The 11,752-nt window shown below is 49.8% G+C and carries 11 protein-coding genes and 1 pseudogene; 8 read left to right on the forward strand and 4 right to left on the reverse strand.

What is annotated here, in order from left to right; all coding sequences use genetic code 11:
- Positions 1-450, reverse strand: a pseudogene (locus NY07_RS17380) (GGDEF domain-containing protein); the annotation flags it as partial.
- Positions 451-725: 275 nt separating this feature from the next.
- On the opposite strand from NY07_RS17380, the gene NY07_RS17385 reads away from it, so the two are divergent.
- Positions 726-1,163, forward strand: coding sequence for a DUF3069 domain-containing protein (locus NY07_RS17385; RefSeq protein WP_033540633.1), 438 nt, complete (start codon positions 726-728; stop codon positions 1,161-1,163).
- 21 nt (positions 1,164-1,184) lie between these two features.
- Here the strand turns inward: NY07_RS17385 and rsuA are convergent, their stop codons facing one another.
- Positions 1,185-1,877, reverse strand: coding sequence for a 16S rRNA pseudouridine(516) synthase RsuA (gene rsuA, locus NY07_RS17390; protein ID WP_033540634.1), 693 nt, complete (start codon positions 1,875-1,877; stop codon positions 1,185-1,187).
- Between the two features lie 70 nt (positions 1,878-1,947).
- Here rsuA and NY07_RS17395 point away from each other — a divergent pair, with 70 nt between their 5' ends.
- The 6 genes from NY07_RS17395 to NY07_RS17420 all read left to right on the forward strand — a co-directional run bounded on the left by NY07_RS17395 (position 1,948) and on the right by NY07_RS17420 (position 7,536).
- On the forward strand, positions 1,948-2,535 hold the full coding sequence (locus NY07_RS17395; protein WP_235363963.1) for a sugar O-acetyltransferase: 588 nt from the start codon (positions 1,948-1,950) through the stop codon (positions 2,533-2,535).
- Between the two features lie 198 nt (positions 2,536-2,733).
- Complete coding sequence (locus NY07_RS17400; RefSeq protein WP_033540635.1) at positions 2,734-4,818, forward strand: M13 family metallopeptidase; 2,085 nt, start codon at positions 2,734-2,736, stop codon at positions 4,816-4,818.
- Positions 4,819-4,967: 149 nt separating this feature from the next.
- Entirely contained in the window at positions 4,968-5,753 is a 786-nt protein-coding gene (locus tag NY07_RS17405; protein ID WP_033540636.1) for a RelA/SpoT domain-containing protein, read from the forward strand.
- An 89-nt stretch (positions 5,754-5,842) separates the two neighbouring features.
- Positions 5,843-6,244, forward strand: coding sequence for an SMI1/KNR4 family protein (locus tag NY07_RS17410; protein ID WP_033540637.1), 402 nt, complete (start codon positions 5,843-5,845; stop codon positions 6,242-6,244).
- 35 nt (positions 6,245-6,279) lie between these two features.
- A complete protein-coding gene (locus NY07_RS17415; protein ID WP_033540638.1) occupies positions 6,280-6,780 on the forward strand; it encodes a DUF4447 family protein in 501 nt (166 codons plus the stop codon).
- A 147-nt stretch (positions 6,781-6,927) separates the two neighbouring features.
- On the forward strand, positions 6,928-7,536 hold the full coding sequence (locus NY07_RS17420; RefSeq protein ID WP_033540639.1) for a hypothetical protein: 609 nt from the start codon (positions 6,928-6,930) through the stop codon (positions 7,534-7,536).
- 56 nt (positions 7,537-7,592) lie between these two features.
- Here the strand turns inward: NY07_RS17420 and NY07_RS17425 are convergent, their stop codons facing one another.
- Both NY07_RS17425 and NY07_RS17430 read right to left on the reverse strand, forming a co-directional pair.
- Positions 7,593-8,228, reverse strand: coding sequence for a glutathione S-transferase family protein (locus NY07_RS17425; RefSeq protein ID WP_033540640.1), 636 nt, complete (start codon positions 8,226-8,228; stop codon positions 7,593-7,595).
- Positions 8,229-8,312: 84 nt separating this feature from the next.
- Positions 8,313-10,883: a TonB-dependent receptor gene (locus tag NY07_RS17430; RefSeq protein WP_033540641.1), complete on the reverse strand. Its 2,571-nt coding sequence runs from the start codon at positions 10,881-10,883 to the stop codon at positions 8,313-8,315.
- Between the two features lie 239 nt (positions 10,884-11,122).
- Between NY07_RS17430 and NY07_RS17435 the strand changes: the two genes are divergently transcribed.
- Entirely contained in the window at positions 11,123-11,698 is a 576-nt protein-coding gene (locus NY07_RS17435) for a PH domain-containing protein (protein WP_033540643.1), read from the forward strand.
- The last annotated feature ends 54 nt before the right edge of the window (positions 11,699-11,752 follow it).

The following is an 11,752-nucleotide window of genomic DNA, read 5'->3' on the forward strand; positions in this document are numbered from 1 at the left end:
GACTTTACAAGAGGTGTCCATCTCATCATCCATGGCCTCTTCGACCTCACCAAGTAGCTGATGCATAAAGGCGCGACATAGCCTTAAATCTGTTGCGGCTTCTGCCGAGGCAGATATACCTTCCGACAGTAATTTAAGATCGGCAAAGGCAATGGCTTTCTTGATCCCTTCCGGCTTAGAGACGTCGAAACTATTCCAGCACAGCACGGTTTGTAGTTTTAGATAGTGCTGGGTATCTTCGGGAGTGATGTTAGCGGAGAGAAAGGCGAGCGCATCATTGATCTTCTGCTGATCTGTAAAATCGCCCTGTTCAAATTTGGCGAAAACAGCGTCCACCTCTTCGGCTACATCTTCCTCTGCCAGGCTAATAGTACTGTAGCCGTAGAGTGAAAGACCTAACCAAAGTAGCAAGAGGGTTAACCAGGATTTTGTTTTTGTTTTTCTTGTCATTTCTTTAGCTTGTCAACCTTGCTATGTGACCATTTAACCTTAGCACAGATGCCTTTTTTGTAACTATATTATACGGCTGGCAATTTATTGACAGTAAAAAGTATATTTTTCATGCGTTTATTTTTAACTTTTATATAACAAAGTGAGCATTTTGCTTTTAGGTCTGACTAAGGTATAACGTCTTCTTTTATTTTTCCGCGCTTCAGACGGTGCCTAAGCACTGGTGATGAGCGAAGGGACTACGCAGTTGGCCCTATCTAATTGAGACATTTTTTATGAGTAAACCGAGTCAAGAGTACCAAGCCATTGCCGAGCAGGCCGCGCTGAATGTGTGCAATACAGTGATCCCTATGGACAAGATCCCATCAAACCTGATGGAGGCCTATGCTAACCTGTTTAATGAGCTGCTCAGCGACGAAGAAGGAAAATTTGGCCAAGCCTGGGATGCTTTACCAGCTAGCGCTAAGGGATTGTTGTCTCAGGCCGAGTTTCACGGTTTTTATATCGCTAATGCCTGGTTACAGTTGAGCCGTGTGGCTCAGGATATTGCCGAGCTGGCTGACAGTGATGAGGCGATAGAGGAGAAAGAATACAATGACATCTTTACCCGCCTTTCAGATGCCTCGCTCAAAGAGAGTGTGAAAAAGCTAAAGAAGGCCCGCACAGACAGGGCCTTACTCAATAGCATTAAGGCAGTGATTGCCGGTCAATAAACTTGACCGACGGGACTGGCGTTATTTGACCGAAGCGATTTCTGCTGGCGTAAGATAACGCCACTCTCCCGGTGCCAAGGTGTCATCCAATACGATCTCGCCGATAGATTCGCGGTGTAACCCAACGACCTTGTTCCCCACGGCGGCAAACATGCGCTTGACTTGATGGTACTTGCCTTCGGTGATGGTGAGTCTGGCCTGATGGCTATCCAACAGCGTTAGCTGCGCCGGTTTAGTGAGGCCATCTTCGCTACGCAGCGCAATCCCCTTGGCAAACTCCTCTACCCACTCCTCTTTTAGTGGGTCGGCAAGCTGCACCAGATAGGTTTTGCCACATTCCCGTTTTGGAGAGGTGACTCTGTGTGACCACTGGCCGTCGCTGGTGATCAACACTAGGCCTGTGGTATCGGCATCCAAGCGTCCGGCGATATGCAGATCATCCTTTTGGGGCAGATCAACGAGGTTAAGCACAGAGGGGTAAACCTCATCGATGGTCGAGCAGAGGGTATCAAGCGGTTTGTGCAGCATGATAAATCGCGGGCCGATTGGGCTGATAGGCTCGCCGTCCAGACAGACGCTATCGGTTTCCTTGACCTTAAAGCTGCCATCTTTGATGATCTTGCCATCCACGCTAACCTCACCGCGATGTAGCGCCTTCTTGGCGAGGGAGCGGGTGAGCGGGGTGGATTCACTGATAAATTTGTCGAGACGCACTGTATTACTCTAAGGTTTCTGCTTTGGGGCGACATTATGAGGCCACAGGCAGTAAAGGAAAAGTGTTAGCATGGCAAAACCTTCATTTAACTCAAGTGACAGCCAAGGAGCCAAATGCCAGATGGAGCCGTTAACCGAATTTGACAAGATGATTAGCTCACTGGAGTACAACTGCCTTGATGGTGATCTTCAGCGCCTTTGGCAACAGCGCCAGCAGGCCAATGCAAAGATGAATCGCCGGGCCGCGTTGGATCGCGACCTGCTGTGCCATGTCGATCCAGAGGCGGCGATCATGCTCCCTCTCTATATCAGTTATGGTGAAAACCTGCATATTGCGCCGCAGGTGTTTATTAATGTCAATGTCACCCTGCAAGACAACGCCGCTATCACCATAGGGAGACAAACCATGATAGGCCCTAATGTGCAGTGTTACACCGCGAGTCATCCACTGCAGGCCGATCGGCGCTGTGAGGGCTGGGAGACGGCAAAGCCGATTCTGATCGGCGAGCGGGTATGGATTGGCGGCGGGGCGATCATTTTGCCTGGCGTGACTATAGGCGATGAAGCCGTGGTGGCCGCGGGTGCCGTGGTGACCAAAGATGTGGCCCCTAAGACAGTTGTCGGTGGCAACCCTGCGCGGGTGATCCGCGCCCTATAGTGGGTCTCATGTTACAGGTAAGGAAATCTTTACTTACACATGAGTGACCGGAAATTTGCCTTTGGTAAACAGATAAACTTGTTTACATCGACTCAATCCCATTAACATGTGTAGCTTGAAGCAGATTTTGCATCTTTTTGGCTTCGCCATGACAGTCGCATTGCTAACAAAAAACAATTAAGCATAAAAGGAATTCACATGAAAAAAGTTTTCGTTGGAGGGGTGTGTGCCTCTTTAATACTGGGTCTTAGCGCTTGCAACAGCGACCAGGCTGAAGTTAAGGCGCCAGAAACGGCCAAGACAGAAGCCGCCGTTGCGGTTGAACAGGCACTGACCTCGGGGATCGATTTTGCCAACTTCGATAAGTCTGTTCGTCCACAAGATGATTTTTATTCTTATGTAAACGGCACTTGGATCAAGAATACCGAGATCCCAGGGGACCGTACCAGCACAGGTGCTTTCTACGACCTGCGTGAAAAGTCTCGTGACGATGTTAAAGCCATTATTGAAGAGGTGGCGGCGACACCTAATCTAAAGCCTGGTACCGACGAGCAGAAAGTGGCCGATCTTTATCGCTCTTTCATGGATACCGAGCAGTTAGATAAGCTAGGCATCAAGCCAATCCAGAGTGAGCTAGACAAGATCGCCGCGCTTGAGAACAAAGATCAGCTGGTGGAATATTTTGCCCATAGCCAGATGATTGGTGGCGGTACTCCGCTGGCGTTTTACATCAACATAGATGCGAAAGATTCGAGCCGCTATGCAACCCATATCTGGCAATATGGTTTAAGCCTGCCGGAGAAAGATTACTACTTCAATGAAGCAGAGCGTTTCGTCAATATTCGTAAGGCGTTCGTAGCGCATATCGAGAAGATGTTTACCTTAGCCGGTTTAGCAAACGCCAAAGAGAGTGCCGAGCAGATCCTGGCACTGGAAACCGCTATCGCCAGCCGTCACTGGGACGTAGTCGAGTCGCGTGACAGCACTAAGACCTACAACCTGTATCAAGTGGCTGATCTGCCTAAGCTGGCACCGGATATCAACTGGAACGGTTATCTTAAGACCCTGGGCGGTGACAAGCAGGCCGATATCATTATTAATCAGCCAAGCTATATCGAAGGCTTCAATGAAGTGCTGAAGGCGAACGACCTGTCTGTGTGGAAGACCTACATGACCTGGCAGACGCTAACTCACTTTGCCGGTAACTTGAGCTCAGATCTGGATCGTGAAAACTTTGAGTTCTTCTCTAAGACGCTTAACGGTCAGGCAGAGCAACAGCCACGTTGGAAGCGCGGTGTGAGCACGGTTAACAGCCTGCTGGGTGAAGTGGTTGGTAAGGTCTATGTGAAGCGTCACTTCAAGCCAGAAGCTAAGCACCGTATGCAGGAGTTGGTTGAAAACCTGCGCCGCGCCTATGGTGAAAGCATAGATGGTTTAGAGTGGATGAGCCCAGATACTAAGGTTGCGGCCAAAGATAAGCTGGCTAAGTTTGATCCCAAGATCGGTTACCCTGATCGCTGGGAAAACTATGACAAGCTGACCATTAAGGCTGACGATCTTGTGGGTAACAGTATGCGCGCAAGCCAACTAAGCCACGAGAAGGAGCTTGAGAAACTAGGTTCACCTATCCGTAAGTGGGAGTGGCACATGACGCCACAGACGGTTAATGCCTACTACAACCCGACCATGAACGAGATCGTGTTCCCTGCTGCTATCTTGCAACCGCCTTTCTTTAACATGGAAGCAGACGATGCGGTGAACTATGGCGGTATCGGCGCCGTGATTGGTCATGAGATGGGCCATGGTTTCGACGACCAAGGGGCTAAGTTCGACGGCGAAGGCAATATGCGCGACTGGTGGACTGAGCAAGATCTGCAAGAGTTTGCTAGCCGTGGTAAGGCACTGGTTGAGCAGTACAACAACTATGCGGTGTTTGATGACCTGAATGTTAATGGTGAGCTCACCTTAGGCGAGAACATTGGCGATCTTTCTGGCGTGACTATCGCCTACAAAGCCTACAAAATGTCACTCAATGGCAAAGAAGCACCGGTTATCGATGGCCTGACTGGCGATGAGCGCTTCTTCATCGGCTTTAGCCAGATCTGGCGTGCCAAGATGAAAGAGGAAGCGATGCGTAACCGTGTGGCGACCGATCCACATTCACCGGCTAAGTTCCGTGCCGTGGGCGCCCTGTCTAATATGCCTGAGTTCTATAGCACCTTCGACGTTAAAGAAGGTGACGCTATGTATATTGAGCCCAGCAAGCGTGTGAAGATCTGGTAACCTGTTATTTCAATCGTTAAAAAGAGCGCCTAGGCGCTCTTTTTTTATGACATTTTTGATAAACAATTGTTCATCACCCATTCAGCCTGGATTAAGTGAGTGCTGGCTAGATTAAAGGTTCGAGGTTAACGCTATTACCGAGGACGGTTATGAATAAGTTGTTTCGACCTTTTTTTATTTTCCTGTTATTAGTCTCCACGCGCAGTGCCTTAGCGGTTAATTACGATGCCCTAAACGATACTAAGGATGATCGAGGCAGCTATGCGCAGAAACAAACATTTAGCAAAGACCAGCATGGGCTGCATGCCATTGCCAGCAGCTCTGCGGTCAGCATTCATCAGGCCAGCCAAGATTTAGATAGCCTTTATGCCTTAGCGGGCGAGGCGCAACAGGAACTGGCTGCGCTGCTCGAAGGGCTTAATTTTACGCAGCGTTACCAACTGATGCTCCCCGAAGTGAAAAGCTATGAGCGTGCCAAGGCTAAGATAGCGGCCAAGTTTGACGGAGATGCCAGCCGCATTACCGATCTCGCCAGAGCCAGTCTGGTAGCCGATGATATTCAGGGCTTGATGACAGCCTATGAGGCGTTAAATAGTCAGGTTAAGGTGTTGCAGGTGAAAAACCGTTTTGCCGCGCCTAAAGCCTCAGGTTATCGTGACCTCAACCTCTTGGTGCAACTGCCCGAGACCGGCATGATTGCCGAGGTGCAGCTGCACCTTAAAGGGATCGCCGAGATTAAAAGCGGTGATGAACATAAGGTCTATGAACAGATACAGGCCATCGAAGCGCGCGCTAAAAGTCAGTCTCGTGAACTGAGTGAGCTGGAACAGGCGAAGATCACCGCGCTGCGTCAAGAGTCTCATAAGCAGTATCACAAAGCCTGGCTTTACTATAAGCGCTTAGATAGTGCCGAGCTGCTAAACGCTGCGGCATAGTCTGCTGGCCTGTGTAGTGAAATTGCATTAACAATCTGCGGTTAAAGGGATTATACTTGCGGCCATTAGCCCATTAAGAGCAGACGATAATGCACGATCTTATCGAGCAACTAAGGGAACTGAACCAAACGGTTCCCGTGCCACTGGAACTGCCCAGCTTCGATCAACTGGTGGAAGTCGAAGAGCAGATACTGATCCCTTTGCCTTCAGAGTTAAAGGAATATCTATTATATGCCAGTGACGTGATTCACGGCACTTTAGAGCCGGTGACTGTGAGTGATCCCTATTCCCATACTTATCTTCCCGAGGTGACCTCTTATGCCTGGTCTATCGGCTTGCCGAGGGAATATATTGCCATTTGTCAGCAGGGTGATGGCTTTTACTGTATCGATCAGGAAGGTCAGGTGATGTTGTGGCAAGACGGCGAACTGGACGAGGATAGCTGGGAGTCATTTTGGCAGTGGGTGGAAGAGGTGTGGATCCCCTCTTAGCGCGAGTTAACGATTAATTACATTTGGAAATCATGATGGCAAAAAGTGCTGAATTAAATGCGATAGAAATTAAATATTTGCGTCACTCATTAGGTCTAAGCGCGGCCCAGGTGGGCGAGCTGAGCAAGTGTAGTGAAGCCGATGTCTTGGCCTGGGAAGCGGGCGAGGCTGAAGTCTCTGGTCTGGCGGCTAAGAAGCTACTGGAGCTTGATGAGACCATTGAGATGCAGGTGCTTAACACCTGTGATGGTATCGAAGAGCTGTTTAGTAAAGAGCCTAAGCGTCGCCTGAGTTTCGTGGTGTACCCAACGCAGGCTGTTTATACCCAATATAACCCTGAGTTTTTAAGCTCATTACCACTGACTGAGCTTTATAACACCGCCGCCTGGCGTATCAAGAAAGAGTGTAAGCTGGTGCTTGAAGTGGATGTGACTCTAGTGCCGCTGGATGTTGAGGCTTACAAGGCTTACCGTGAAAAGGAAGGCCTGAAAGAGAGCCGCGAGAGCCGTGCCAAGTGGGCCGCTACTCAGCTATGAGTCACCGCATGACTTAACAACAGAAGCCCCGATCGTTATATCGGGGCTTTTTTAATTATCTTTCATCTTTAAACCGTGTTGCTTCAACGGGCCCAATGCTATCTTGTGCAAATATTACCTAAAAGTTAACTTTATTTGGACAAGGATATGTACCAAGTCGAGGCGTCTCGCCAGCCAACCTCACGCCTAGTTATCATCGCCGCGCTTATCTATCTGCCGTTGATCGAGAGTTTGTTACCCGGTCTGTTTGGGGCCTTGTGGGTTAATCCAAGCTTTATGCTCGAGGTGCAACCTGTGGCCCTGCTGATAAAGTTAATTGCCGTGCTTGTTGGATTATCACTACTCGGTCGCTTTCGTCGTCAAATTGCTCAAGTTATCAAGGGCAACTGGCCAGTAACTTTCGTTATGGGGCTAAGTTATTTGCTGGGCGCCGCGCAGCTTATTTTCTTAGCCTTGGGTTTGTTTATGAGCCTAGTGTTTAATGCACCAGTGAAAGAACAGAGTCAGTTTAAGCGTTTTGAAGATTACGCCATCTGGGTGCAGACCATAGATCCTGGGGCCATGGGCAAGGCTTACCATAGGGTGTGGTTGCAGTGTGATTTACCTGTGTGGCGCTATCAGCTGAAGCCGATTAAAACCTTGGATTGGGTGGGCGACTATAAGATGAGTCTGGATGATCATATTTTGACTATCGGCTCAGGGGTAGGTGATATCGAGCTGGACCTGTCCGAGGTGCCGGGTTGTCAGTCAGCCTAAAAACTCACGCTGTAGCAGCATAGTGATGCTCAGATCACTATGCTGTCGCGATATCCCTAATCCACGGCCTTCGCGGCTATGGCTTCGGTTTTCTCTAGCGCGCGGGCTAGCGCCGGGCGGCTCTTCATTCTGTCTCTAAAGGCGGCCAGTTTGGGCGGGATCTGCTGCTCAAACACAGTGGCCCACATCAGGGTATGGGTTAACATGATATCTGCCACGGTCGGTTTATCGCCGAGCAGAAACTCACTATCGGGCAAGAGCTGTTCAGCAATGGCGGCGGCCTTGTCGAACTCCCACACCGCGACCGGTAAGATCTCTGGGTGACGCTGGGCCTCCGGCAGGGCAAATTTATGTTTGCCCATGGTCCAAAGCGGCTGCTCTAGTTCACTGATGATAAAGCTCATCCATTGATGATAATGACCGGCCTCTGGCGTGCCAGGGATGGGCAGAAATTGACCTTGCCCATATTTTTCAGCCAGGTATTGGCAGATTGCCGCCGATTCGGTCAGCACCAAATCGTCATCTTGAATGACGGGGATTTTGCCACTGGGGTTCATAGCCAAAAAGGCCTCGCTGCGGTTGTCGCCCTTGGCAAAGTTGATGAAATGAAATTGCCAATCGACATCCAGCTCTTCCAGCAACCAAGAGACACGCAACGCGCGGCTTCTTGGGGTTCCATATAGAGTGATCATCCTTTTCCTCGCTCAGTGTTGGAGAAGTGTTGAGTGTAATAAAAAATGGCATCCAAGTGGATGCCATTTTTGTGAAAGTGTAGGTTAGAACCTCATACTCACCTTAGTGTAGAAATAGCGACCCATAGGATTGTGGGTAGCAATCACGTAGCCGTAGAGGTCAGTGTCACCATCACCGATAGCAAATGGTGGCTCTTCATCTAACACGTTGTTGATGCCAACACTCCACTTGATGATGTCGTTAAAGCGGTAGGAGGCTGATATATCCACCAGTAGCTGTGCATCAACCATTCGTGACTCATTCTCTTCAAAATCGAGGACGCCGTCGAAGTTGATGTCTGGTGTATCTTCAAACTCACCTATGTAGCTGAAGTTGATGTTGGCGGCAAAGTCATCCATGGTCCAGTTTGTGGTGAGCAACCAACGATGTTGTGGATAGCGATATTCACCAGTGTAATCTAGCTTGTCTTTCTCAAAATTGTGTAGATAGCTGTATTCCAGTCCAAATTTGAGTTCGCCGTAACTATCAAACTCCAAACCATAATGGCTGGATACATCTACCCCTTGCACCTCTTGTGAGCTGAGGTTAATAAAGCTTGAGTGGATCAGGCTGATAGGGCCTAAAGATTGTCCTGGCTGCGGCGCCAGACGCTCACACACAGTGCTATTTTGATCGTTACAGTTAGCCAGGTAGATCTCACCTAGCGGCTGCTTATCGATCTTATTGTCCTGAGTGATGCTAAAGACATCGAAGCCGACATCAAATTTTTGGGTTGGTGCCCAAATCAGGCCCGCATTCCAGGTTTCTGATTCTTCGGCATCCAGGTCTGAGTTACCGGCAAACTCGGTGTTGTAATCCAGAGCGGTACAGTCGACATTGTCAGCATCGCAGCGGTAGGTATCGATAAAGAAACTACTTTCTCTCGATGGGCCAAGACCGATTTGTGCCAGTGATGGTGCGCGAAAGCCCGTTGCCCATGATGCGCGTGCCGTTAGCTCATCTGTGATCCCCCACTGGAAGGCGACCTTAGGGTTTGTGGTTGAACCAAAATCGCTATAGTGGTCATAGCGGCCAGCCAGTTGTAGCTCAAAGTTGTCTGTGACTGGAATAGAAAATTCCACATAGGCGGCGTATTGATCGCGATCCGCTTGAGCTGACACGGCTTCGGTACCGAAGATAAGCCCGCGCTGGAACTGATCATCTGGAACATCACTCACATCCTCTTCACGGTACTCAATACCCGCTGCCATCATCACTTCACGATCGGCCAGGGTAAAGGCAGGTCCAGTGATGCTAGCATCATAGGCGGTCAGGTGTGACACCCCCTGGCGAACCAGGCTGGTGGTGATACGGTCGATCACCTCTTGAGGGTTCATGGTGCCACCGAAGGGGTTGTAATTTCCGGCATCGATCTCAGCTTGCAAGAAGTCGGTTCTTACCCATCCCTGGCTTCTGTCACCTTTTTGGGTCGATTCGCTGCGACCTTTTTGGAATGAGACTTCCCAGTCCCACTCATCCATTGAACCACGCAATCCAGCGACCATACGCAGGGTATCAGATTCGATGTCCCAGCGACGTGCGCCGGCATCGACGGTACGGTAACGGCCGATCTCGATATCCGTACCCCAAGGATTGTTGGGGTGGGTGCCGGGTACGGTCAGCATGGCATCTTCATCCAGAGGCGTCGGTGCGCCGCCAGCTTCAGAGGTGTTGTGCTGCGCCGCGACTTCGAGGAATGCCGTTAGCTCATCAGTCAGGTTATAGTCGAACTGGGCGATGGCGCCTACACGTTCTGCGGCAGGAATGGTGAGGTTATAAGGGCCATAGTCGAACAGGCAGCTGCCGCTGGCAGTGGCCGAGTCAGGCGGGCAATCTGGATCTATCGTCTTGACGCCATCGACATAGAAGTAGCCCGGGAAGCCGCGTGATGAACGGAAATCTTCACCGCCGTATGGACTTTGATTCGCTGTACCGAAGCGGCCCATCTCACTGGCGGCTAGGGTGTTGTTTTTAAAGTAGTCGAGAATGATAGAGGCGCTGCCCTTATCCGATTGCATGCCCCACAGCATGCTAGCGCTTTGTTCATCATAACCAGAGTCAGAGGCATCACCATAGCCTAAGTTAATTTCTAGCCCTTCGAAGTTTTTACGCAAAACGATGTTTACCACACCGGCGATGGCATCAGAGCCATAAATCGCTGAGGCGCCATCTTTTAGGATATCGATGCGTTCGATGGCAGAGATAGGAATATTGTTAATGTCGACGAAGGAGTTGGTGATCCCTTCGGCAAATGAGCTTATGGCTACGCGGCGACCATTGATTAGTACCAAGGTCGCATCTGGGCCCATGCCACGCAGACTGATAGAGGCGGCGCCGTTGGCGGTTGAGTCTTGACTGTTGCCACGGGTAGAGAAGGCGCCTGCACCGTTGGCCGGCATACGTTCCAGTAACTGTTGTAGGTTATCGAAACCCATGTTGGCAATATCGTCTTTGTTGATCGACTGGATAGGCGATGGGCCTTCAATGTCAGTACGTTTAATACGAGAGCCTGTGACTTCGATACGTTCAACATCATCGTTGGCATATACGTGAGGGGTTAGCGCAAGGGTAATGGCGATAGCGCAAGCGCTGGGCCAGTATTGAGGTCTTTTCATGATTATCCCTAATTTATCTTTATATTTATATTCAGTGACTACCTCTTCACTACCGCCACCATTCGTCACCTTTTGTTACGGTAACGTTACTAAACTAATCGCTAATGTAACAAAGTCAATAGGGCGAACTGCTAACAAATGTAAATAAATAAACGCATGATTTTGATTGATTAATGCCTTCTCTCTTGGCATTGTCATAGGTCATTTCAACCTAAGGTGTGTCAGGAGATTGAGTGATGATGGAAGAGAATACACTGCTCGAAGCCAGGTTTAGCCCTAAGCTCGGGCTCTATTGGTTGAACTCGGGGGCTGTGCTTTTAGGGGTGACTGTTGTCGGTATTCCTCTGCTTCTGCTCTGGTTTCCTCTGGGACTATTAGTGACCAATCGTTATATCGCCAATATGAGTGCCGAGCTGACGACCAAGAAGTTAATTGTGCGAAAGGGGATACTTACCCGCACCGAAAATACCGTGCCGCTGGATAAGATCACCGATATGGCGATGATTCAGGGGCCTTTGATGCGCCTGTTCGGCATTCATAAACTGACCATTGAAACAGCAGGCCAGTCTGGTGCTGGTGCCTTGATTAGCCTGACAGGTGTGGAAGAGGTTGCCGAGTTTCGCGCGGCCGTGATGGCGCAAAAGAGTGCCTTGAGTGAAAGCCAGATAAGGCCCGAGGCGAAAGCCGATTTGGCGACTCAGACCTTAGCCTGCTTGCAGAGTATTAGTGAGACGCTAGTGCGCATCGAAGCCAGGTTAACACCACCATCTGAGGCAGATAAGGCTCAGCAAAGCAGCCTGAGCACAGGAGAATAAACCCTGTGGAACCATTATCTGTAACCGCCCCGAATTTGACACTTTGGCAACAGT

This window comes from Shewanella sp. ECSMB14101 (genome assembly GCF_000773485.1).
GTDB lineage: Bacteria > Pseudomonadota > Gammaproteobacteria > Enterobacterales > Shewanellaceae > Shewanella > Shewanella marisflavi.

Coding starts and splice junctions, on each gene's coding strand:
- NY07_RS17385 (WP_033540633.1), top strand. CDS start 726: ATGAGTAAACCGAGTCAAGAGTACCAAGCCATTGCCGAGCAGGCCGCG.
- NY07_RS17395 (WP_235363963.1), top strand. CDS start 1,948: ATGGCAAAACCTTCATTTAACTCAAGTGACAGCCAAGGAGCCAAATGC.
- NY07_RS17400 (WP_033540635.1), top strand. CDS start 2,734: ATGAAAAAAGTTTTCGTTGGAGGGGTGTGTGCCTCTTTAATACTGGGT.
- NY07_RS17405 (WP_033540636.1), top strand. CDS start 4,968: ATGAATAAGTTGTTTCGACCTTTTTTTATTTTCCTGTTATTAGTCTCC.
- NY07_RS17410 (WP_033540637.1), top strand. CDS start 5,843: ATGCACGATCTTATCGAGCAACTAAGGGAACTGAACCAAACGGTTCCC.
- NY07_RS17415 (WP_033540638.1), top strand. CDS start 6,280: ATGGCAAAAAGTGCTGAATTAAATGCGATAGAAATTAAATATTTGCGT.
- NY07_RS17420 (WP_033540639.1), top strand. CDS start 6,928: ATGTACCAAGTCGAGGCGTCTCGCCAGCCAACCTCACGCCTAGTTATC.
- NY07_RS17425 (WP_033540640.1), bottom strand. CDS start 8,228: ATGATCACTCTATATGGAACCCCAAGAAGCCGCGCGTTGCGTGTCTCT.
- NY07_RS17430 (WP_033540641.1), bottom strand. CDS start 10,883: ATGAAAAGACCTCAATACTGGCCCAGCGCTTGCGCTATCGCCATTACC.
- NY07_RS17435 (WP_033540643.1), top strand. CDS start 11,123: ATGGAAGAGAATACACTGCTCGAAGCCAGGTTTAGCCCTAAGCTCGGG.